Genomic DNA, 22,987 nt, shown 5'->3' on the forward strand with positions numbered 1-22,987 from the left:
TGAGAGCCCGATGGAGCGCCTTGGCGGCCGTATAATTCTGCTTTGGGGATGGCGCCGGGCGCTGGTGGCCTTTCTGGCCGGCGCGCTGGCCGTGCTGGGGCAGGCGCCTTATGATTTCTTCGCCGCCTGCTTCGTTTCCTTTCCCGTCCTGGTGCTGCTGATCGACGGCGCCGCCGGCGACCCCGGCGCCGGCGCGCTCAGGCGGCTGCGACCTGCCTTCGCCGTCGGCTGGTGGTTCGGCTTCGGCTATTTCCTCGCCGGCTTGTGGTGGATCGGCACCGCGCTTCTGGTCGAGGCCGACAGTTTCGCCTGGGCGCTGCCCTTCGCCGTCATCGGCATCCCCCTGGTGCTGGCCATCTTCTACGGCTTTGCCGTTGTGGTGGCGCGCGCCATGTGGAGCGGCGGCATCGGCCGCATCGCGGCGCTGGCCTTCGGTTTCGCCCTGGCCGAGTGGCTGCGCGGCTTCCTTTTCACCGGCTTCCCCTGGAACGCCATCGGCTACGCCGCGATGCCGGTGCCGCTGATGATGCAGGGCGTTTCCGTGGTCGGCATGAACGGCATGAACGCGCTCGCCGTCTTCGTCTTCGCCATGCCGGCCCTGCTGGTCAGCCGCCGCCACCTGCGCCTCGGCGCGGTGCTCGCGGTGCTGATCGTGGCGGCCGATCTCGGCTTCGGCTATCTGCGCCTGGCCGCGCCCGAGCCGGCCGGCGCGAAGCAGCTCGACGTGCGCATCGTCCAGCCCTCCGTCGACCTGGCGGAAAAGTGGGACGCCACGGTGCGCGACCGCATCTTCGCCACCATGCTGGCGCTGTCGTCGCAGCCGCCGCAGAAGGACCGCGCGAAGCCGCAGCTGATCATCTGGCCCGAAACCGCCGTCCCCTTCCTGTTCACGGAACGGCCCGACGCCCTGACCGCGCTTGGCGACATTTTGGCGGACGGGCAGATGCTGCTGGCCGGCGCGATCCGCGAGGAGGGGGCGGCATCGGGCGGCGGCGAAGAGCGCTACTATAATTCCGTCGTCGCCATAAACGATCGCGGGGAGATCGCGGACGCGGTGGACAAGGTCCATCTTGTGCCCTTCGGCGAATACATGCCTCTGGAAGGCCTGTTCCACCGGCTCGGCATCGACCAGTTCGTCGCCGGTCCGATGTCGCTTTCGGCCGGAACGCAGCGCCATCCGCTCGTGCTGCCGGGCGGCATCCGGGGCGTTCCCTTCATCTGCTACGAGGCGATCTTTTCCGGCCAGGTGGGAGTTGACGTTGCGTCAGGTGATATTATCTTGAATGTCACGAATGATGCGTGGTTCGGGAACACGCCTGGTCCCTACCAGCATTTCCGGCAGGCGCAGGTGCGGGCGGCCGAAAACGGCATGCCTTTGTTGCGGGCGGCCAATAACGGCATTTCCGCGGTGGTGGATTCCCGGGGGCGGGTAATCGACGCGTTGGCGATCGACGCAAGGGGGGTGATCGATGCTCATGTGCCGATATCGCGGCAAGCTACCATTTCGCCTGGTCAGCGGGGTATCAACGGCTACGCCGTAATGATGGTGTTTGCCGTCCTGGCATTCGCCACGACCGTTCGGCGAAGGCTACGGGCGAATTGACAGCTGATATATTAGAAATTCATATTGTAGCCGCTTCACAGTATAATATGAAGCGTGGCGGTCGGACGAGAGGGACTGGGGCCGCCGATTTTATTCCGGCGACCAAGACAAGAACAGATAAGCCGTTAGATCGGCGAGGAAAAAATGGTGGAAGAAAACAAGAAGAAGCCAAATCCGATCGACACGCATGTCGGCAGCCGCATCCGGCTGCGTCGCAATATGCTTGGCATGAGCCAGGAAAAACTCGGTGAAAGCCTGGGCATCACGTTCCAGCAGATTCAGAAATATGAAAAGGGCACCAACCGCGTCGGCGCAAGCAGGCTCCAGGCCATCGCGTCGATCCTCGGCGTGCCGGTGGCCTTTTTCTTCGAGGACGCCCCGGGCCAGGAATCCGCCGGCGGCCGTGGTTTCGCGGAGGACAGTTCGATGTCCTATGCCGCCGAATTCTGTTCCACGCCCGAGGGGCTTCAGCTCAACCGGGCGTTCACCCGCATCAGCGACCCCAAGATCCGCCGCCGGATCATCGATCTCGTGAAGTCGCTTTCCGACGAGGAAGGCGATTAAACGGCTTTTCCGACGAAGCGTCCCGATGGGGAGGGCGCTTGCCGCTGGAAGGGCCCGCAAGCCGGAATCCGGCCGCTTGCTGCCCGACGATTGGTAAAATCTTTCTTTATGGCCGGCAGTTTTGAACGCCGCAGAGGCGGCTTGCGCTTGACGACTCCCCGGAGTCGCCATTAACACGTGGCGCGCCAAGGTCCGCCCATGGCGGGCCGCTTTCAAGAGGGGACACCCGTGACGAGGCAGAACTATTTCTTCACTTCGGAATCCGTATCCGAAGGCCACCCTGACAAGGTTTGTGACCGCATTTCCGACGAGATCGTGGATCTGGTCTACCGCGAAGCCCGCAAGACCGGTATGGATCCGTGGAAAGTGCGTGTCGCCTGCGAGACGCTGGCCACCACCAACCGCGTCGTCATCGCCGGCGAAGTGCGTGTCCCCGAGACCCTTCTGAAGAAGGACAAGGACGGCAAGATCGTCACGGATGCCGCCGGCCATCCCGTCGTCAACCCGTCGAAGTTCCGTTCGGTCGCCCGCAAGGCGATCCGCGACATCGGCTACGAGCAGAACGGCTTCCACTGGAAGACCGCCAAGATCGACGTTCTGCTGCATGGCCAGTCGCCCGATATCGGCCAGGGCGTGGACAACGCCGCCGACCGCCAGGGCGAGGAAGGCGCTGGCGACCAGGGCATCATGTTCGGCTACGCCTGCCGCGAGACCCCCGACCTGATGCCGGCGCCGATCTACTACAGCCACAAGATCCTGGAGCTTCTGGCCGCCGCCCGCCACAAGGGCGAGGGCGAGGCCGGCAAGCTCGGCCCCGACGCCAAGAGCCAGGTCACCGTTCGCTATATGGACGGCAAGGCCGCCGAGGTCACCCAGATCGTGCTCTCGACGCAGCATCTCGACGGAAGCTGGGATTCCAAGAAGGTGCGCCAGGTCGTCGAGCCCTACATCCGCGAGGCGCTGGGCGACCTCAAGATCGCGCATGACTGCAACTGGTACATCAACCCGACCGGCAAGTTCGTCATCGGCGGTCCCGACGGCGACGCCGGCCTGACCGGACGCAAGATCATCGTCGACACCTATGGCGGCGCGGCGTCCCATGGCGGCGGCGCTTTCTCCGGCAAGGACACGACCAAGGTCGATCGCTCCGCGGCCTATGCCGCGCGCTACCTCGCCAAGAACGTGGTTGCCGCAAAGCTGGCCGACCGCTGCACCATCCAGCTCTCCTACGCCATCGGCGTGGCGCAGCCGCTGTCGATCTATGTCGATCTGCACGGCACCGGCAAGGTGGACGAGCCGACGCTGGAGCGTGCTCTGCGCGAGGTGATGGACCTGTCGCCGAGCGGCATCCGTCGCCATCTCGACCTCAACAAGCCGATCTACGCCAAGACCACGGCATACGGCCATTTCGGACGCAAGCCGGGCCGGGACGGTTCCTTCTCCTGGGAGAAGACCGATCTCGTCAAGGCGATCCGCGACGCTGTCTCCAGGGAAGAGGCGCTCGCCGCCTGATCGATGGCGAAGCCTGCCGTGGAAACCGAACCCAGGCGCAGCCGGGCAAGCGAGGCATTCTTCGGCCGGCGCCGCGGCAAGACCATCAGGCCGCAGCAGGCGGCCGCGCTGGAGGCGGGACTTTCCCGCCTTCGGCTCGATCTGTCGGTCGAGCCTCCCGCCGGTCTTTCCGGCCTGTTCGCCGCGGAGGTTTCGGGAATCCGGCTGGAGATCGGCTTCGGCGGTGGCGAGCACCTGCTGCACGAGGCTTCGACCCGTCCGGCCACCGGCTTCATCGGCGTGGAGCCCTTCGTCAACGGCATGGCCAAGATGATGAAGGCGCTGGCCGAACGGCCGCTGCACAATCTCAGGGTCTATGACGACGACGCCGTGCGCCTCCTCGACTGGCTGCCGGCAGCCTCGCTCGACGCCATCGATCTTCTCTATCCCGATCCCTGGCCGAAGAAGCGGCACTGGAAAAGACGTTTCGTCGGCAAGGCCAATCTCGACCGCTTCGCCCGCGTCCTCAAACCCGGCGGGCGCTTCTGTTTCGCGTCCGACATCGACAGCTACGTCAACTGGACCCTGCTCCATTGCCGCGCGCACGGCGCCTTCCAGTGGCAGGCGGCGGACGCTTCGGACTGGCATCGGCCTTATGAAGGCTGGCCGGGCACGCGCTACGAGGCCAAGGCCCTGCGCGAGGGGCGGCGGCCGGCTTATCTCACCTTCCTGCGCGCGTGAGCTCCGCGCCTTCGCGGTCGATCAAGCACAGGCTTGAAAGAGGCTGCGCAATCGTCTATATCACCCCTAAATTCTTGGTCGGTATGACGAAGAGTGGGTCCACCCGGTCCCGCTCTTTTTTGTTTCCTGCCGGACGAATGGCCGCTGGAACAGAAACGACGACACTGGTGACGGAAGCCGCATGACGGAAACCACAGGCGAGACGGGCGACGATCGCATCATCCGCGAAAGCGGCATCGACGCGCGCATCGCCAACATCGTGCAGCCCGTGCTCAAGGGCATGGGCTTCCGGCTCGTGCGGGTGCGGCTGTCGGGCCAGAACGGCCTGACGCTCCAGATCATGGCCGAGCGCGAGGACGGCACCATGACCGTCGAGGATTGCGAAGAGGTCAGCCGCGCGGTCTCGCCGGCGCTGGACGTCGACGATCCGATCGAGAAGGCCTATCATCTGGAAGTGTCCTCGCCCGGCATCGACCGGCCGCTGGTGCGCAGGTCGGATTTCCGCGACTGGACCGGCCATCTGGTGAAGATGGAAACGTCGACGCTGGTCGCGGATCGCAAGCGCTTCAAGGGCCGCATCGCCGAGGCCGACGACGAAGGCGTGCTGATCGAGCGCGATCAGGCCGTCTTCGGCGAGGAGCCGCGGGTGCGCGTTCCTTATGACGCGATCGCCGAAGCGCGGCTGATCCTCACCGACGACCTCATTCGCGACGCACTGTCGAAGGACAACAGGGCTCGCAAGCAAGCGAAGAAGCGCCATTCCGAAGACGGCGCTCAAGACGAAACCGAAGCAGAAGACAACGAAGCTGAAGATTGATCGGGCATCGCCGCAAGGCGGCGGCTCGCTCAGGGAGACGAAAATGGTTGTAAGCGCCAACAGGCTCGAACTCTTGCAGATCGCCGACGCGGTCGCGCGCGAGAAGTCGATCGACAAGGGCATCGTCATCGCCGCCATGGCCGACGCCATCCAGAAGGCGGCGCGCTCGCGCTACGGTCAGGAAACGAACATCCGCGCCGACATCAACCCGAACACCGGCGAGATGAAGCTGCAGCGGCTGATGGAAGTGGTCGAGAACGTCGAGGACTACGCCACCCAGATCGCGCTGTCTTCGGCGCGCGAGCGCAACCCCGACGCGCAGGTCGGCGACTTCATCGCCGAACAGCTTCCGCCCATGGATTTCGGCCGCATCGCCGCCCAGTCGGCCAAGCAGGTCATCGTGCAGAAGGTGCGCGAGGCCGAGCGTGACCGCCAATACGACGAATACAAGGACCGCATCGGCGAGATCGTCAACGGCACGGTCAAGCGCGTCGAATACGGCAACGTCATCGTCGATCTCGGCCGTGGCGAGGCCATCATCCGCCGCGACGAGCTGATCCCCCGCGAGAACTACAAATATGGCGACCGCGTCCGCGCCTATGTCTACGACGTGCGCCGCGAGCAGCGCGGCCCGCAGATCTTCCTGTCGCGCACCCATCCGCAGTTCATGGCCAAGCTCTTCACCATGGAAGTGCCGGAGATCTATGACGGCATCATCGAGATCAAGTCGGTCGCCCGCGATCCGGGTTCGCGCGCCAAGATCGCCGTGGTCAGCCGCGACAGCTCCATCGACCCGGTCGGCGCCTGCGTCGGCATGCGCGGTTCGCGCGTCCAGGCCGTGGTGGGCGAACTGCAGGGCGAGAAGATCGACATCATCCCGTGGTCGCCTTCGGCCGCCTCCTTCATCGTCAACGCCTTGCAGCCGGCGGAAGTCGCCAAGGTGGTCCTTGACGAGGACGCCGAGCGCATCGAGGTGGTGGTGCCGGACGACCAGCTGTCGCTGGCCATCGGCCGCCGCGGCCAGAACGTGCGCCTGGCTTCGCAGCTGACCGGCTGGGATATCGACATCCTGACGGAGCAGGAGGAGAGCGAGCGCCGCCAGAAGGAGTTCGTCGAGCGCTCCAACCTGTTCATGGAAGCGTTGGACGTGGACGAGATGGTCGGCCAGGTGCTGGCTTCCGAAGGCTTCACCAGCGTCGAGGAAGTCGCCTATGTGGACGCCGACGAAATCTCGTCCATCGACGGCTTCGACGAGGACACCGCCAGCGAGATCCAGACCCGCGCCCGCGAATATCTGGAGAAGATCGAGGCCGAGCACGACGCCAAGCGCAAGGAACTCGGCGTCAAGGACGAACTGCGCGAGATTCCCGGCATCACCACCGCGATGATGGTGACGCTCGGCGAGGACGGCGTGAAGACCGTCGAGGATTTCGCCGGCTATGCCGCCGACGACCTCGTCGGCTGGAAGGAGCGCAAGGACGGCGAGACCAAGGTGTTCCCCGGCGTGCTGGCCGAGCACGGCGTTTCCCGTGCCGATGCCGAGCAGATGGTGCTGGCCGCCCGCCTGAAGGCCGGCTGGATCACCGAGGAAGAGGCTCAGGCCGAAGCCGAGGCCGCGCAGGCCGAAGCTGCCGGCGCGTGACATGAGGCCCTTCGGAGCGACCCTTGGCCGAGATGAACGATCGCACCTGCATCGTCACGAGGAAGACCGCCGAGCCGGATGATCTGATCCGGTTCGTGGTCGGCCCGGATTCGGCCGTCGTCCCCGATCTCAAGAGAAACCTGCCCGGCCGCGGTTGCTGGGTGAGCGCCCAGCGCCTACATGTGGACAAGGCCGCCGCAAAGGGGCATTTTGCCCGCGCCTTCAAGCGACAGGTGGCCGTGCCCCCCGATCTCGGAGCCATGGTCGATCGCCTTCTGGCCAGGGCCGCGCTCGGATCGCTGGGGCTGGCGCGCAAGGCCGGCGCCGTTGCCTTGGGCGCGGCCAAGGTCGAGACCACGGTGCGGTCCGGCAAGGCCATACTGGTGCTGCATGCCCTCGAGGGCGCGGAAGACGGCATACGCAAGATCACCCAGGCGCGCCGCGCCATGGTGCATCTGGGCGGTCCGGCCATTCCCGCCTACAAACTTTTTGCCGAAGCCGAATTGGGTTTGGCATTGGGGGGCACAAATGTGATACATGCTGCCGTTCTCGCGACAGACGCGGGCAGGGCGGCTCTCAAGCGCATGGTTGCGCTCGACCGCTACCGGGGCGGTTCCCCGGACGATCTGGCAATGCTTGCGGCCGTTGCCGGCGCAGACGACGCCGCAGAGGATTTGGAATGAGCGATACGAAATCGGGCGATGACAAGACTTTGAGCGTGACGCCCAAGAAGACCCTGACGTTGAAGCGCCCCGGTGTGGAGCAGAGCACCGTGCGGCAGAACTTCTCGCATGGGCGCACCAAGTCGGTGGTTGTGGAGACCAAGCGCAAGTTCGTGAAGCCCGGCGAGAAGCCGGAGCCGACGGCGCAGACCGTCTTCGCGCCGCGGCAGCCCGCCGCTCCCGCCCCGACGCCCGCTCCCGCTCCCGCCCCGAGGCCCGTCCAGCAGGAAGCGCGTCGCCCGGCGCAGCCTGCCGCGCCGGAGCGCGGCGGCATGGTGCTGAACGAATTGTCGCGTGGCGAGATGGAAGCGCGCCGCCGCGCGCTCGAGGGTTCCCAGGCCCGCGAGGCCGAGGATCGCGCCCGCGCGGCCGAGGACGCCAAGCGCCGCGTCGAGGAAGAGGAGCGCCGCAAGCGCGAGCGCGAGGAATCCGCCCGCCGGCAGGCGGAGGAGGAGGCCCGCATCCAGGCCGAGGCCGAGTCGCGCCGCCGCGCCGAGGAAGAGGCGCGCCGCCGTGCGCCCCAGACGGCCGAGGAAGTCGCCGCGGACGCGGAAGAGCAGCCAAAGGCGCGCACCGCCGGCCGCGGCGCCGCCGCGGTGCCGCCGCGCCGCATCGTTACGCCGGAAGCTGCCCGTCCCGCCAAGAGCAAGGCCGACGACGACCGTCGCCGCGGCAAGCTGACGCTGAACACCGCGCTCTCGTCCGAGGACGGCGATGCGCGCTCCCGCTCGCTTTCGGCCATGCGCCGGCGGCAGGAGAAGTTCAAGCGCGCCATGCACCAGGAGCCGCGTGAGAAAGTCGTGCGCGAAGTGACGATCCCGGAGACCATCACTATCCAGGAACTGGCGCAGCGCATGTCCGAGCGCGCCGTGGACGTGGTGAAGTTCTTCATGAAGCAGGGCCAGATCATGAAGCCGGGCGACGTCATCGACGCCGACACGGCGGAACTGATTGCCGGAGAATTCGGTCACACCGTCAAGCGCGTTGCCGAATCCGACATCGAGGAAGGCCTGTTCAACATCGCCGACAATCCCGAGGACCTGGTGTCCCGGCCTCCGGTGGTCACCATCATGGGCCACGTCGATCACGGCAAGACCTCGCTGCTCGACGCCATCCGCCACGCCAATGTGGTGTCCGGCGAAGCGGGCGGCATCACCCAGCATATCGGCGCCTATCAGGTCGAGCAGAACGGCCAGAAGATCACCTTCATCGACACGCCCGGTCACGCCGCCTTCACGGCCATGCGCGCCCGCGGCGCCCAGGCCACCGACATCGCCGTCCTGGTGGTGGCGGCCGACGACAGCGTGATGCCGCAGACGATCGAATCGATCAGCCATGCCAAGGCGGCCGGCGTGCCGATCATCGTGGCCATCAACAAGGTCGACAAGCCGTCGGCCGATCCCCAGAAGGTGCGCACGCAGCTCCTCCAGCACGAGGTGTTCGTGGAATCGATGGGCGGCGAGGTGCTGGACGTCGAGGTCTCGGCCAAGACCGGCCAGGGCATCGACCGGCTGCTGGAGGCGATCCTGCTGCAGGCCGAAATCCTCGACCTCAAGGCCAATCCGGACCGCACCGCCGAAGGCGTCGTCATCGAGGCGCGCCTGGACAAGGGCCGCGGTCCCGTTGCAACCGTGCTGGTGCAGACCGGCACGCTGCTGCCGAGCGAGATCCTGGTGGCCGGCAACGAATGGGGCCGCGTGCGCGCGCTGGTCAACGACCGTGGCGAGCATGTCGCGGAGGCGCCGCCTTCCATGCCGGTCGAGGTGCTCGGCCTGCAGGGCACGCCGCGCGCCGGCGACCGCTTCGCCATCGTCAACAACGAAGCCCGCGCCCGCGAGATCACCGAGTACCGCCAGCGTCTGGCGCGCGACAAGGCCGTCGCCAAGCATGCCGGCCAGCGCGGCTCGCTGGAGCAGATGATGTCGCAGTTGCAGGCGACCGGCGTGAAGGAATTCCCGCTGGTCATCAAGGGCGACGTGCAGGGCTCCATCGAAGCCATCGTCACCGCGCTGGAGAAGCTGGGCACCGACGAGGTGAGGGCGCGCATCGTCCATGCGGGCGTCGGCGGCATCACCGAGACGGACGTGTCGCTGGCCGAGACGTCCGGCGCCGTGATCATCGGCTTCAACGTGCGCGCCAATGCGCAGGCACGCACCGCCGCCGAACAGGCCGACACCGAGATCCGCTACTACAGCATCATCTACAGCCTCGTGGATGACATCAAGGATGCGATGTCGGGCCTGCTGTCGCCGGAACGGCGCGAAACCTTCCTCGGCAATGCCGAGATCCTGGAGGTGTTCCACATCACCAAGGTCGGCAAGGTCGCGGGTTGCCGCGTCACCGAGGGCAAGGTGGAGCGCGGCGCCGGCGTGCGCCTGATCCGCGACAACGTCGTCATCCACGAAGGCACGCTGAAGACCCTGAAGCGCTTCAAGGACGAGGTTCCGGAAGTTCCGGCCGGCCAGGAATGCGGCATGGCCTTCCAGAACTACGAGAACATCCAGGTCGGCGACGTCATCGAGTGCTTCCGCGTCGAGATGGTGACGCGTACGCTCTAGGCGCCCGCCGGAGACAAACTGCGAAGGCGGCCGGTCGGCCGCTCCATATTCCATTGAAACATGCGGCGCGGTTTGAACCCGCGCCGCACGATTTCAGGACCGATAGACATGCCCCGTTCTGCCAATTCCGGACCTTCCCAGCGCATGCTGCGCGTCGGCGAGCAGGTTCGCCATGCCTTGTCCGATCTGCTCCAGCGCGGCGAGGTCAGCGACGACCTCATCGAGAACACGGTGATTTCCGTGTCGGAGGTGCGCATGTCGCCGGACCTCAAGATCGCCACCGCCTTCGTGGCGCCGCTCGGCGCAAGGGACGATGCCGCCGTGATTTCGGCGCTCAACCGCCATGCCCGCTTCATCCGCGGGCGCATGTCGCCGGCGCTGAGGCAGATGAAATACATGCCGGAGTTCCGCTTCCGGCTGGACACCAGCTACGACAATTTCCAGAAGATCAACGAGTTGCTGCATTCGCCCGAGGTCGCGCGCGATCTGGGCCACGATGACGGCGGGCAGGAAGACGAGGACAAGAACTAGTGGCGCGGCGCGGTAAGAAGAAGGGCCGGCCGGTTTCCGGCTGGCTGGTCCTGGACAAGCCGGTGGGCATGGGCTCGACCGAGGCCGTTTCGAAGGTGAAATGGCTGTTCCAGGCCGAGAAGGCGGGCCATGCCGGCACCCTCGATCCGCTGGCCTCCGGCATGCTGCCGATCGCGCTGGGGGAGGCGACCAAGACGGTTCCCTACGTGCAGGACGGCGCCAAGGTCTATCGCTTCACGGTGGCCTGGGGCGAGGAGCGTTCGACCGACGACCTCGAAGGGCCGGTCACGAAAAGCTCCGGCAACCGCCCCTCACAGTACGATGTCCGTGCGCTGCTGCCCAAATACACCGGCGTCATCATGCAGACCCCGCCGCAATTCTCCGCCATCAAGATCGCCGGCGAGCGCGCCTATGACCTTGCCCGCGAGGGCGAGACGGTCGAGATACCGGCGCGCGAGATCGAGATCGGCCGGCTCGACATCATCGCGCATGAGGACGGCCGAACCCTGTTCGAGGTCGAATGCGGCAAGGGCACCTATGTGCGCTCGCTGGCGCGCGACATGGGCCGCGACCTCGGCTGCTTCGGCCACATCGCCGACCTTCGGCGCACCGTGGTCGAGCCGTTCACGGCCGAGGATTTCGTCACCATCGAGGAACTGGAGGCGGCGAAGCCTGCGCCTCCGGAGGAGGGCGAGATGCCCGCGCCCGACCGCTATGCCGCACTCGACGGCTTCCTGCTGGACACCTCGCTCGCGCTCGAATGCCTGCCTCAGATCGTCGTCGGCGACGACGCCGCCCACAAGATCAGGCTCGGCAATCCGGTCATCGTGCGCGGGCGCGACGCCCCCGTCGAGGCGGAAGAGGCTTGCGTGACGGCACGCGGCCGGCTCGTGGCCATCGGCGCCATCGAGCAGGGCATGTTCAAGCCCAAGCGCGTCTTTGCCGGGTGATTTTTGGGGCCGGGTGATTTTTGGGGCCAAGTGACATTTTGGGCCGGGTGACATGTGAACGCCACGCTGTAAGTTTGGCCGGAACGGGCAACTGAGGTCGGCATGGCGAAAACAGGCAGGGCGGGCAGGCGCGGTACGCTGTCCGGGGTACGCAGGCTGCCGGTCGGCGCGTCCCCGGGCACGCTGATTGCCGATCCCAACGCAAACCCGACCGAACTCTGCCTGACCCTCATCTCGCCGGACAGGTTCAAGACCATCCGCAACGCCGGCCTGTCCGACATCGTCCGGCACGCCGACCGCTGGCCGGTCCTGTGGCTCGACTGCGTCGGCCTGGCCGACGTCACGCTGATCGGGGAGATTGGCAAGATCTTCGGCCTGCATCCGCTGGCGCTGGAGGACGTGGTCAACACGGGCCAGCGGCCGAAGGCCGACTTTTACGACGACCATGCCTTCGTGGTGCTGCGCATGATCGATGACGCGACCCAGCATCGCTACGAGCAGATTTGCGTTTTCTTCGGCGAGAAATTCGTCGTCACCTTCCAGGAGCGTCAGGGCGATCCCTTCGATCCCGTGCGCCGCCGCATCGAAAGCTCCGAGCCGAACAGGTTGCGCTCGCGCGGCGCCGACTATCTGGCCTACGCCCTGATCGACGCCATCGTGGACAGCTATTTTCCGCTGGTCGATGCGGCGAGCGACGACATCGACAGGATCGACGAAGACGTGCTGCGCAATCCGGAAAAGCCCCAGATGCAGCAGCTTCACCAGATGCGGCGCGAGATCCTCACGCTGAAGGGCGTGCTGTGGCCCTTGCGGGACGCGCTGGCGGCGCTGATCCGCAACGACGAGCCCTTCGTGCGGCCGGAGACCAAGGTCTTCTTCAACGACACGCTCGACCATGCGGTGCGCCTGATCGAACTGGTCGAGACGCAGCGCGACACGCTGAGCGGCCTGATCGACATGCACCTGTCGCTCAGCCAGGCGCGCACCGGCGACGTCATCTCCGTGCTGACCATCGTTTCGGCCATCTTCATCCCGCTGACCTTCCTGGTCGGCGTCTGGGGCATGAATTTCGATAGCCAGGCGTCGCCCTGGAACATGCCGGAACTGCATTCCTATTACGGCTATCCCGCCGCGCTGATCTTCATGTTCCTGGTGGCGGTCGCACTGTTCAGCTATTTCAAATGGAAGAAATGGCTGTAGTCCTTCCTCGCTTCTGGCGAGAGCAGATGCGGGCCGCAAAGCCGGCTTGCGGAATCGGGCTGGCTTTTTGCAATGAATTGCACTATATGCGCCGCAACATCGCGCTGTTTTACGCGATGTGCACCGGCCCCTGCTGGACGACATCCCGGCCGTGGGCGTCCCGTTTCCTCCAACATATAAGGAAAAGCACGATGTCGATCACTGCCGAACGCAAGAAGGAATTGATGGGCGAGTTTGCCACCGCCAAGGGCGACACGGGTTCGCCGGAGGTGCAGGTCGCCATCCTTTCGGAGCGTATCAAGAACCTGACCGAGCACTTCAAGGACCACAAGAAGGACAACCATTCCCGCCGTGGCCTGCTCGCCCTCGTCTCCCAGCGCCGCAGCCTGCTTGACTATCTCAAGCGCAAGGACGACGCGCGCTACCAGACGCTGATCGACAAGCTCGGTCTGCGCCGCTGACGAAATCGACCGGCGGGCCTTCACCGAGGGCCCGCCGGTCGCGCATTGGTCGGCCGGAAGGCCGCCTGACTGGTTTCCGGCAGCACAGGGTTGCCAGGAACCGCCCCATGGACGGTCATGGGGCAGGATTGCAGGACGCTCGGCGCGGCCGCCGCCGCATGAAATCGAGCTTCCCGTTGTCTTGCCCGTGGCTGCCCGAAGGAAGCCAGGAAAGGGGGAAGCGTCCACATTTCGGTGGCGCGGCCCTTTCCGCATATGAAGGACAGGACATGTTCAACCAACACAAAGTGGAAATCGAATGGGGCGGGCGTCCGCTCGTTCTGGAAACCGGCAGGATCGCGCGTCAGGCCGACGGCGCCGTGCTCGCCACGTATGGCGAAACCGTGGTGCTGGCCACCGTCGTTTCCGCGAAGGAGCCGAAGCCCGGTCAGGACTTCTTTCCGCTGACCGTCAACTACCAGGAAAAGACCTATGCCGCCGGCAAGATCCCGGGCGGCTATTTCAAGCGTGAGGGCCGTCCCTCCGAGAACGAGACGCTGGTCTCGCGCCTCATCGACCGGCCGATCCGCCCGCTCTTCGCCGACGGCTACAAGAACGACACCCAGGTCATCATCACCGTCGTCCAGCACGATCTGGAAAACAATCCCGATATCGTCTCGATGGTTGCGGCTTCCGCTGCGCTGACGCTCTCCGGCGTGCCGTTCATGGGCCCGGTCGGCGGCGCCCGCGTCGGCTACATCAACGGCGAATATGTGCTGAACCCGCACATCGACGAGATGCCGGAATCCAAGCTCGACCTCGTCGTCGCCGGCACGTCCGACGCGGTCATGATGGTCGAGTCCGAGGCGAAGGAGTTGTCCGAAGAAGTGATGCTCGGCGCCGTCACGTTCGGCCACAAGGGCTTCCAGCCGGTCATCGAGGCCATCGTCAAGCTGGCTGAGGTCGCCGCCAAGGACCCGCGCGACTTTACCTCGCCGAGCTACGACGAACTCGAGGGCGAGATGCTGAAGATCGCCGAGAGCGATCTGCGCGCCGCCTACAAGATCACCGACAAGCAGGCCCGCTACGCCGCCGTCGACGCCGCCAAGGCCAAGGTCAAGGCGACGCTGCTGCCTGAGGGCGAGGAAGCGCCGAAGTGGACTGCCGAGCAGGTGGCCACCGTGTTCAAGGAACTCCAGGCCAAGATCGTGCGCTGGAACATCCTCGACACCGGTTCGCGCATCGATGGCCGTGACCTCAAGACCGTGCGCCCGATCGTGGCCGAAGTCGGCCTGCTGCCGCGCACCCACGGCTCGGCGCTGTTCACCCGTGGCGAGACGCAGGCGATCGTGGTCGCCACGCTGGGCACCGGCGAGGACGAGCAGTTCATCGACGAGCTGACCGGCACGCGCAAGGAAACCTTCCTGCTGCACTACAACTTCCCGCCCTATTCGGTCGGCGAAACCGGCCGCATGGGTTCGCCCGGCCGCCGCGAGATCGGCCACGGCAAGCTCGCCTGGCGCGCCATCCACCCGATGCTGCCTTCGGCGGACCAGTTCCCCTACACGCTGCGCGTGGTCTCGGAGATCACCGAGTCCAACGGTTCGTCCTCGATGGCGACCGTGTGCGGCACCTCGCTGGCGCTGATGGATGCCGGCGTGCCGCTGGCCAAGCCGGTCGCGGGCATCGCCATGGGCCTCATCAAGGAAGGCGAGCGCTTCGCGGTGCTCTCCGACATCCTCGGTGACGAGGATCACCTCGGCGACATGGACTTCAAGGTGGCCGGCACCGCCGGCGGCATCACCTCGCTGCAGATGGACATCAAGATCGACGGCATCACCGAGGAGATCATGCAGGTCGCTCTCGGCCAGGCCAAGGACGGCCGCCTGCACATCCTCGGCGAGATGGCCAAGGCCATCACCGGCGCGCGCGCCGAACTCGGCGAGTTCGCCCCGCGCATCGAGGTCATGCACATCCCGACCGACAAGATCCGCGACGTGATCGGTTCCGGCGGCAAGGTCATCCGCGAGATCGTGGAAAAGACCGGCGCCAAGATCAATATCGAGGACGACGGCACGGTCAAGATCGCCTCGTCCAACGCCAAGGAGATCGAGGCGGCCAAGAAATGGATCCACACCATCGTGGCCGAGCCGGAAGTGGGCGAGATCTACGAGGGCACGGTGGTCAAGACCGCGGACTTCGGCGCCTTCGTCAACTTCTTCGGCCCGCGCGACGGTCTGGTCCACATCTCGCAGCTCTCCAACGAGCGCGTCGCCAAGACCACCGACGTGGTCAAGGAAGGCGACAAGGTCTGGGTCAAGCTCATGGGCTTCGACGAGCGCGGCAAGGTGCGCCTGTCGATGAAGGTGGTCGACCAGGCCACCGGCAAGGAGATCGCCAAGGAGAAGAAGCAGGAAGGCGAGGAAACCGCCGCCTGATAGCGACTCGCCCCTCCTCTCGTGAGGAGGTTGCGAACGAAATGAGCGGGGTGGGGTGGCATGAAGCGACCCCCACCCCGTATTGCAATCTGCGCTTCTCTTTGATCGCGCGCCGACCCTCGCCACAAGGGGGAGGGTGGAAGGCAGCCCCCCATGACCGCCGACTCTCTCAAGACGCTGTTTCATCCATTCGAGGCCGGTCTTCTTCCACTTCCGCGGAAGGGCGCGCGCGTCCTCTTTCTCGGCGCCGAGCCGGGGTTCCGGCTGCCGGAAGGCTTCGAGGGCGAAATGCATCTGGCACAGGGCTTCAGGCCTGACTATCGGGCGCTCACGGCCGCACGATATGCCGTGACGCCCCGGCCGGAAGGCGAAAGCTACGACGTCGCGCTGCTGCTTGCAGGCCGCCATCGGGGCTGGAACGAATTGCGCGTTGCCGAAGCCATGCGCCGCGTGGCGCCAGGTGGCCTGATCGTCGTGGCCGGCGGCAAGGACGACGGCATCGCATCCCTGCGCAAGCGGCTGGGCCTGCTGGTGCCGCTCGGCGGACACAGCCCCAAATATCACGGCGTCGCCTTCTGGTTCGCCAACCCGGACGGCGCGGAGGCGGCGGACGCGCTGGAAAGCGCCAATCCCGACATGCTGGTGGACGGGCGCTTCCGCACGCGGCCCGGCATGTTTTCCTTCGACCGGGTGGATGCCGGCTCACGGCTTCTGGCCGGACACCTTCCCGGCGACCTGCGCGGCCATGTCGCCGATTTCTGCGCCGGCTGGGGTTTTTTGGCCGCCGAGGTCGCGGAGCGGTCTCCCGCCGTCTCTTCGCTCGATCTCTACGAAGCCGATTTCGAGGCGCTCGATGCGGCAAAGCTCAATCTTGCAGGCACCGGCCCGCAGAAGGAGTTCTTTTGGGTCGACCTCGCGCGCGAGGACGTCGGGCGGCGCTACGACGCCGTCGTCATGAACCCGCCTTTCCATCAGGGCCGCGCTGCGGAACCGGAACTGGGCGCGGCCATGATCCGCGCGGCGGCGAAGGCGCTGAAGCCCGGAGGGCGGCTGTTCCTGGTGGCCAACCGGCAACTGCCCTACGAGCAGGTCCTTGCCGCGGCTTTCGCGCAATATCATGAGGTTGTGCGGGACAACGGGTTCAAGGTGCTCGCCGCACGCCGCTGACTTTTCCGCGCCCGATGCAGATAGGCGATGTGCTCTTCCCGCATGTAGAACTGGGCGAGCGCCCGCCTCATGGATGCGGACCGGTGTTTTTGCCCTAAACAGGAGGCTTGCGCGACCGCAAAGCCGGCTGCCTATTGACGCCGAGCGCCTGTGCCGCATCCGTATCGATGCCGGACGGTTAATCCTTGTCGCTGTCCATGCGTTTGAGTTCCTGCAGCGTCGGCATGGAAACGACATGGTAGCCGGAATCCACATAGTGGATTTCCCCGGTGACGCCGGACGACAGGTCCGACAGCAGGTACAGCGCCGAACCGCCGATCTCGTCGATGGTGATGTTGCGCCGCAGCGGCGAATTGCGCTGCTGGTAGGAGAACATGTGGCGCGCGTCGGAGATGCCCGCGCCCGCAAGCGTGCGCACCGGCCCGGCCGAGATGCCGTTGACGCGGATGCCGCGCGGACCGTAGTCGTTGGCGAGGTAGCGCACGCTGGCCTCCAGCCCGGCCTTGGCCACGCCCATGACATTGTAGTTCGGCATCACCCGGACCGAGCCGGCATAGGTGAGCGTGAGCATCGCGCCGCCGTCCTGCATCAGCGCGGCGGCATGGCGCGCGACCTCGGTGAAGGAATAGCAGGAGATCACCATGGTGCGGATGAAGTTCTCGCGGCTGGTGTCGGCGTAGAGGCCCTTCAGTTCGTTCCGGTCGGAGAAGCCGATGGCGTGGACGATGAAATCCAGGCCGCCCCAGCTCTTTTCCAGGGCCTCGAAGGTGGCGGCGATGGACGCGCTATCCTCGACGTCGCAGGGAAGCAGCAGGCCGGCGCCGATCTGGTCGGCCAGCGGCTTCACGCGGCGGCCGAACGCATCGCCCTGATAGGTGAAGGCCAGTTCAGCGCCCTGTTCGGACAGCTTGCGCGCGATGCCCCAGGCAATCGAGTGGTCGTTGGCGACCCCCATGACGAGGCCGCGCTTGCCCTTCATCAGTCCTTCCATGACGGCGGTCCTTATGCGGTGTAGCGCTGGAAGACCAGCGTTGCGTTGGTGCCGCCGAAGCCGAAGGAGTTCGACAGCACCGTGTCGATCCTGGCGTCGTCGATGCGCTTGCGCACGACCGGCATGTTCTCGAACTCGGGGTCGAGCTCGGTGATATGGGCGCTTTCGCCGATGAAGCGGCCCTGCATCATCAGGATCGAATAGATCGATTCCTGCACGCCCGCCGCGCCCAGCGAATGGCCCGTCAACGACTTGGTCGAGGTGATGTGAGGCATTTTGTCGCCGAACACCTCGCGGATCGCCTGCATTTCCCGGGAATCGCCGACCGGCGTGGAGGTGCCGTGCGTGTTGATGTAATCGACCGGTCCGGAAACCGTGGCCAGCGCCTGCTTCATGCAGCGCACCGCGCCCTCGCCGGAGGGAGCGACCATGTCGTAGCCGTCGGAGGTGGCGCCATAGCCGACGACCTCGGCATAGATCTTGGCGCCGCGCGCCTTGGCGTGCTCCAGTTCCTCCAGCACCAGCACGCCGGCACCGCCGGCGATGACGAAACCGTCGCGGGTCAGGTCATAGGCGCGCGAGGCGGTCGCGGGCGTGTCGTTGTGCTTGGACGACATCGCGCCCATGGCGTCGAACAGATCGGACATGGTCCAGTCGAGATCTTCGTGGCCGCCGGCGAACATCACGTCCTGCTTGCCCCACTGGATCAGCTCGGCCGCGTTGCCGATGCAATGCGCGGAGGTCGAGCAGGCCGATGAGATCGAATAGTTGACGCCGTGGATCTTGAACCAGGTGGCCAGCGTGGCGGAGGCGGTGGAGGACATCGCCTTCGGCACCGCGAACGGCCCGATGCGCTTGGGCGAGCCGTTCTTCAGCGTGGTTTCGGCAGCCTCGACGATGGTGCGGGTGGACGGGCCGCCCGAGCCCATGACGATGCCGGTGCGCTCGTTGCTGATATCGGCTTCGGTCAGCCCGGAATCGGCAATGGCCTGCTCCATCGCGACATGGTTCCAGGCGCCGCCCTTGGACAGGAAACGCATGGCCCGACGGTCCACCAGTTCGGTGGGATCGAGGGTGGGTGCGCCCCAGACCTGGCACTTGAAGCCGTGCTCGGCAAAGGATTCGGAGAAGCTGATGCCGGATTTGGCGTCGCGCAGCGAGGCGCTCACCTCTTCCGCGTTGTTGCCGATGGACGACACGATGCCGAGGCCCGTCACGACGACTCGTCTCATGCTCTGCTCCTCGTTGAAAGGCCGGGGATCGTTCAGGCCGCCGGCTGCTTCGACAGGCCGACCTTCAGGTCGGTCGCGGCATATATGGGCTCGCCATCGGCCTTGAGCCAGCCGTCGGCGATGCCGAGCACGAGGCGGCCGCGCATCACGCGCTTGAAGTCCACGCCATATTCGACCTTCTTGACCGAAGGCGTCACCATGCCCTTGAACTTCACTTCGCCGGTCGAAAGCGCCATGCCCTTGCCTTCCTCGCCCAGCCAGCCGAGGAAGAAGCCGGTGAGTTGCCACAGCGCGTCGAGGCCCAGGCAGCCGGGCATGATCGGATTGCCGATGAAATGGCAGGGGAAGAACCACAGGTCCGGCTTGATGTCGAACTCGGCGCGGATGAAGCCCTTGTCGAAGGCGCCGCCCGTCTCGCTGATCTCGGTGATGCGGTCGAACATCAGCATCGGCGGGGCCGGCAACTGCGCGTTTCCGGGGCCGAACAGCTCGCCGCGGGCGCAGGCGAGGAGTTCCTCGTAGCCATAGCTGGATTTCGAACCCGCCATCAACATACCCCGTCTGTCGCCGGGCGGCAGGCGCCCTCTAGCAATTCCATTACCACAGCCGGCTTCGGGAGAAAAACCGGCCGGGAGATTAAGCGGAGGCTGTAACCCGCCCTTTTCGCCGGGTCAATGCGCGCTATTGATCGTATTTACCCGACAGAATATATCTCCTGAGTGCCGGGCTCCGGTTTGCGCCCCGTTTTCGCTCTTCCGGATCTCCAGGCGCGGCCTGACGCGTGGCGATGGCGACGATTGGATAGAACTGCCGGAAGGACGGTATTGCTGTGGACAAACGGGTTCGTGAGGCCGGGCTGCGACCGACAAGGCAGCGCATCGCGTTGGCCGAACTCCTGTTCGCCAAGGGCGACCGTCACCTGTCGGCTGAGGAACTGCACGAGGAGGCGCTGGCCGCCGGCGTGCCTGTCTCGCTTGCCACGGTCTACAATGCCCTTCACCAGTTCACCGAGGCCGGCTTGCTCCGCATCCTCGCCGTGGAGGGCGCGCGCACCTATTTCGACACCAACACGTCCGACCACCACCATTTCTACATCGAGGGCGAGAACCGCATCTTCGATATCGACGGCGGCCCGGTCACGGTGGCCAACCTGCCGGAACCGCCGGAAGGCATGGAAATCGCCAATGTCGATATCGTGGTGAGGCTGCGTCCGAAGTCCTGCCCCTGACGGCAATCGCAAAATGAGACCGATGGACGCCACCGTCCGCCTCGAATGGGCGGCGGTCGCCGTCGCAGCGGTCGTCCTTTATGCGTTCACCGGTGTTTCGTGGTGGCTTTTCCTCGTGCTCATCCTCGCGCCGGACCTGTCCATGCTCGGCTATCTGGCCGGGCCGCGCGTCGGGGCATTGAGCTACAACGCCTTCCACGTGCTGGTTTTTCCGCTGCTGCTGGCCGTTTTCGGAATCTGGACCGGCGAAGCCGTCGCCACGGCGGTGGCGATGATCTGGACCGTCCATATCGCCGTGGACCGGGCGCTTGGCTATGGGCTCAAGCTGACCAGCGGCTTCCGCGATACCCATCTCGGCCGCATCGGCCGGGACCGATAGGCTGATTGCCCGTATTCGGACCTCAGTCCTTGACCTTTTCCCCGGGATAGGCGCCCCATAGCTGCGACTGCGCGACCCAGCCGCTATGGCCGCCCGCCGTCATCTGGCACCACTGGCCGTTGCAGGATTTGATCGTGCCGATGACGCCGGGCTCGATCATGGCGACGACGCCGGCATCTTTCTCGGGCGAGGACAGCATGTTGACGGTGCCGCCCTTGCCGCGTTGCCACGGAGCGATGATGGCGGTGCGCTTGCCCGAGAGCAGCGACTGGCTGATCCAGCCTTCGGAGCCGTCCGCATCGCGCACCCGCCGCCAGGTGTCGTATTCCTGGATGATCTCCATCGGCAGGCCCGCCTTGGTGTACATCCAGTCCACGGAATAATTGGCGCCGGGCCCGACGCGCGAATTGGTGCGGGCTGATTTCAGGCTGACGAATCTCGGCAGCGGCAGGCCGCTGGGCCCAAGCGTCACGGCCGCCGCGCCCTGTGCCACCGATGTTTGCGGGCTCAGCGCCGCGCCCGCGAGAAGTGCCGCACTGAAAACCAGTCGAAGCGACGCGAAACCAGTCACTTTCGTTCCTTGTCCGGCGCCCGTCCCGTTTGGCCCGGCGCCCCTTTTTCTTTGTCTTCGGCGGCACCGCTTGGTACATGAATCACAAGGGCCGCGACTGGTTTCCAGTTTCGCCGGTCTTGGTTAAAGAGGTCTCAACGATCTCTCGGGAACCCCTTGGGACCCCTTGGACGAGGAAAGCATGGCCGGCAGGAAAAAGCCTCTCGTAGTCATCACGCGCAAGCTGCCCGACCCGGTCGAGACACGCATGCGCGAACTGTTCGATGCGAGGCTGAACGTCGAGGACAAGCCCATGACGCAGCCCGAGCTGGTGGCTGCGGTGAAGGAAGCCGACGTGCTGGTGCCGACCATCACCGACACCATCGACGCGGCGCTGATCGAGCAGGCCGGCGAGAATCTCAAGCTGATCGCCAATTTCGGCAACGGCGTCGACCGGATCGACGTGGCTGCCGCTGCGCGCAAGGGCATAACCGTCACCAACACGCCGAACGTGCTGACCGAGGACACCGCCGACATGACCATGGCGCTGATCCTGGCGGTGCCGCGCCGTCTGGTGGACGGCGCCAATGTGCTGACCGGCGACGGGAAATGGACCGGCTGGTCGCCCACCTGGATGCTCGGCCGCCGCATCTGGGGCAAGCGCCTCGGCATCGTCGGCATGGGCCGCATCGGCACCGCGGTCGCGCGCCGCGCCAAGGCCTTCGGCCTTTCGATCCATTATCACAATCGCCACCGCGTTCTGCCGGCGGTGGAGGACGAACTGGAGGCGACCTATTGGGAAAGCCTCGACCAGATGCTGGCGCGCATGGACATCATCTCGGTCAACTGTCCCTCGACGCCGGCGACCTTCCATCTGCTCTCCGGCCGCCGCCTGATGCTGATGCAGCCGACCGCCTACATCGTCAACACCGCGCGCGGCGACATCATCGACGAGGACGCCCTGATCAAGCTGCTGCAGGAAGACAAGATCGCCGGCGCGGGCCTGGACGTCTATGAGAACGAGCCGGCCCTGAACGCGAGGCTCCTGAAGCTCGCGGCCAAGGGCAAGGTGGTTCTGCTGCCGCATATGGGTTCGGCCACGCTGGAGGGCCGCATCGACATGGGCGAGAAGGTCATCATCAACATCCGCACCTTCATCGACGGGCACCGCCCGCCGGACCGGGTGCTGCCGCTCAGGACGTAATCGCGCCGCTCTGCCCTGCTTTCGGCCAGGCAGGCAGCGTGCGGGACATGAAGACGTCGGTGTGCCTGACCTGTATCGGGGTTTCGCGGAAGGGCGGGCAGGGCTTGAAACCGAAAGCCGTGTAAACGGCGACGGCGCTCTCCATGTAGAACGTCGTGTGGATGAGCACTTTCCGGCGGCGGCCCTTGGCAATCTCGGCCATGGCGGCCTCCATGAGCGCGCGGCCTACGCCCTTGCCGCGAAACGGCGCATCGACGAAGAACTTTTCCACCTCGATCGCCTCATCGTCGAACGGCTCGAACGCCACGCAGCCGGCGGGATGCCCATCCACACGCGCCAGCAACATCGCGGCGTCGGCCGCACAGAACTTGGCCGCTATCTCCTGGGCGTTCCTGGCAGGATGAAAGATGGCCGCCAGCTCTTCGGCCGACACGCCATGGGGCCGCACGGCTTCGGCGTCCCATGCTCCCAGTTTGCGGCAAAGATCTGCGAGGATTTCGAAGTCTTCGATACTTCCAGCAGGCGAGACCGAAATCATT

The 22,987-nt window shown here is 65.6% G+C and carries 22 protein-coding genes; 17 read left to right on the plus strand and 5 right to left on the minus strand.

Annotated elements, in window-relative coordinates:
* The first annotated feature begins 10 nt into the window (after positions 1-10).
* The 14 genes from lnt to QU595_RS03460 all read left to right on the plus strand — a co-directional run bounded on the left by lnt (position 11) and on the right by QU595_RS03460 (position 16,864).
* On the plus strand, positions 11-1,603 hold the full coding sequence (gene lnt / locus QU595_RS03395; RefSeq protein ID WP_315919162.1) for an apolipoprotein N-acyltransferase: 1,593 nt from the start codon (positions 11-13) through the stop codon (positions 1,601-1,603).
* A gap of 144 nt (positions 1,604-1,747) precedes the next feature.
* Complete coding sequence (locus QU595_RS03400; RefSeq protein ID WP_410000468.1) at positions 1,748-2,167, plus strand: helix-turn-helix domain-containing protein; 420 nt, start codon at positions 1,748-1,750, stop codon at positions 2,165-2,167.
* Between the two features lie 228 nt (positions 2,168-2,395).
* Entirely contained in the window at positions 2,396-3,679 is a 1,284-nt protein-coding gene (gene metK / locus QU595_RS03405) for a methionine adenosyltransferase (protein WP_315919165.1), read from the plus strand.
* Positions 3,680-3,682: 3 nt separating this feature from the next.
* Positions 3,683-4,399, plus strand: coding sequence for a tRNA (guanine(46)-N(7))-methyltransferase TrmB (locus QU595_RS03410; RefSeq protein WP_410000469.1), 717 nt, complete (start codon positions 3,683-3,685; stop codon positions 4,397-4,399).
* 181 nt (positions 4,400-4,580) lie between these two features.
* A complete protein-coding gene (rimP, locus tag QU595_RS03415; RefSeq protein ID WP_315919167.1) occupies positions 4,581-5,216 on the plus strand; it encodes a ribosome maturation factor RimP in 636 nt (211 codons plus the stop codon).
* A 43-nt stretch (positions 5,217-5,259) separates the two neighbouring features.
* Positions 5,260-6,858: a transcription termination factor NusA gene (nusA, locus tag QU595_RS03420; protein WP_315919168.1), complete on the plus strand. Its 1,599-nt coding sequence runs from the start codon at positions 5,260-5,262 to the stop codon at positions 6,856-6,858.
* 32 nt (positions 6,859-6,890) lie between these two features.
* Positions 6,891-7,541, plus strand: coding sequence for an RNA-binding protein (locus QU595_RS03425; protein WP_315920676.1), 651 nt, complete (start codon positions 6,891-6,893; stop codon positions 7,539-7,541).
* On the plus strand, positions 7,538-10,138 hold the full coding sequence (gene infB, locus QU595_RS03430) for a translation initiation factor IF-2 (RefSeq protein WP_315919169.1): 2,601 nt from the start codon (positions 7,538-7,540) through the stop codon (positions 10,136-10,138). Before QU595_RS03425 ends, infB begins: the two co-directional genes overlap by 4 nt.
* Positions 10,139-10,246: 108 nt before the next feature.
* Positions 10,247-10,669, plus strand: coding sequence for a 30S ribosome-binding factor RbfA (gene rbfA, locus QU595_RS03435; protein ID WP_315919171.1), 423 nt, complete (start codon positions 10,247-10,249; stop codon positions 10,667-10,669).
* Entirely contained in the window at positions 10,669-11,619 is a 951-nt protein-coding gene (gene truB / locus QU595_RS03440) for a tRNA pseudouridine(55) synthase TruB (RefSeq protein WP_315919173.1), read from the plus strand. The genes rbfA and truB overlap by 1 nt, the downstream gene beginning before the upstream one ends.
* A gap of 102 nt (positions 11,620-11,721) precedes the next feature.
* Entirely contained in the window at positions 11,722-12,819 is a 1,098-nt protein-coding gene (gene corA / locus QU595_RS03445) for a magnesium/cobalt transporter CorA (protein ID WP_315919174.1), read from the plus strand.
* Positions 12,820-12,905: 86 nt separating this feature from the next.
* On the plus strand, positions 12,906-13,280 hold the full coding sequence (gene rpsO, locus QU595_RS03450; protein ID WP_315919175.1) for a 30S ribosomal protein S15: 375 nt from the start codon (positions 12,906-12,908) through the stop codon (positions 13,278-13,280).
* A 269-nt stretch (positions 13,281-13,549) separates the two neighbouring features.
* Positions 13,550-15,697 carry a polyribonucleotide nucleotidyltransferase gene (gene pnp, locus QU595_RS03455; RefSeq protein WP_315919177.1) on the plus strand — a complete coding sequence of 716 codons (2,148 nt, stop codon included), beginning with the start codon at positions 13,550-13,552 and terminating at the stop codon, positions 15,695-15,697.
* A 153-nt stretch (positions 15,698-15,850) separates the two neighbouring features.
* Positions 15,851-16,864, plus strand: a complete 1,014-nt coding sequence (locus QU595_RS03460) for a class I SAM-dependent methyltransferase (protein ID WP_315919179.1) — start codon at positions 15,851-15,853, stop codon at positions 16,862-16,864.
* 178 nt (positions 16,865-17,042) lie between these two features.
* On the opposite strand, the gene fabI is transcribed toward QU595_RS03460, so the two are convergent.
* Genes fabI through fabA form a run of 3 tightly spaced genes read right to left on the minus strand, consistent with a single transcriptional unit; the run spans position 17,043 to position 19,635 of the window.
* Complete coding sequence (gene fabI / locus QU595_RS03465) at positions 17,043-17,855, minus strand: enoyl-ACP reductase FabI (RefSeq protein ID WP_315919181.1); 813 nt, start codon at positions 17,853-17,855, stop codon at positions 17,043-17,045.
* An 11-nt stretch (positions 17,856-17,866) separates the two neighbouring features.
* On the minus strand, positions 17,867-19,087 hold the full coding sequence (gene fabB, locus QU595_RS03470) for a beta-ketoacyl-ACP synthase I (RefSeq protein WP_315919182.1): 1,221 nt from the start codon (positions 19,085-19,087) through the stop codon (positions 17,867-17,869).
* A 32-nt stretch (positions 19,088-19,119) separates the two neighbouring features.
* A complete protein-coding gene (fabA, locus tag QU595_RS03475; protein ID WP_315919183.1) occupies positions 19,120-19,635 on the minus strand; it encodes a 3-hydroxyacyl-[acyl-carrier-protein] dehydratase FabA in 516 nt (171 codons plus the stop codon).
* Between the two features lie 281 nt (positions 19,636-19,916).
* On the opposite strand from fabA, the gene irrA reads away from it, so the two are divergent.
* A complete protein-coding gene (gene irrA, locus QU595_RS03480; protein WP_410000470.1) occupies positions 19,917-20,315 on the plus strand; it encodes an iron response transcriptional regulator IrrA in 399 nt (132 codons plus the stop codon).
* A 13-nt stretch (positions 20,316-20,328) separates the two neighbouring features.
* On the plus strand, positions 20,329-20,694 hold the full coding sequence (locus tag QU595_RS03485) for a DUF4260 domain-containing protein (RefSeq protein WP_315919185.1): 366 nt from the start codon (positions 20,329-20,331) through the stop codon (positions 20,692-20,694).
* 22 nt (positions 20,695-20,716) lie between these two features.
* Here the strand turns inward: QU595_RS03485 and QU595_RS03490 are convergent, their stop codons facing one another.
* Entirely contained in the window at positions 20,717-21,265 is a 549-nt protein-coding gene (locus tag QU595_RS03490; RefSeq protein ID WP_315919186.1) for an SH3 domain-containing protein, read from the minus strand.
* Between the two features lie 181 nt (positions 21,266-21,446).
* Between QU595_RS03490 and QU595_RS03495 the strand changes: the two genes are divergently transcribed.
* Positions 21,447-22,448, plus strand: a complete 1,002-nt coding sequence (locus tag QU595_RS03495; protein ID WP_315919187.1) for a D-glycerate dehydrogenase — start codon at positions 21,447-21,449, stop codon at positions 22,446-22,448.
* Here the strand turns inward: QU595_RS03495 and QU595_RS03500 are convergent.
* Positions 22,438-22,986, minus strand: a complete 549-nt coding sequence (locus tag QU595_RS03500; protein WP_315919189.1) for a GNAT family N-acetyltransferase — start codon at positions 22,984-22,986, stop codon at positions 22,438-22,440. The genes QU595_RS03495 and QU595_RS03500 overlap by 11 nt on opposite strands.
* Position 22,987: the final 1 nt, after the last annotated feature.

The sequence above is a fragment of the Mesorhizobium sp. SP-1A genome (assembly GCF_032460275.1).
Classification (GTDB): domain Bacteria; phylum Pseudomonadota; class Alphaproteobacteria; order Rhizobiales; family Rhizobiaceae; genus Mesorhizobium.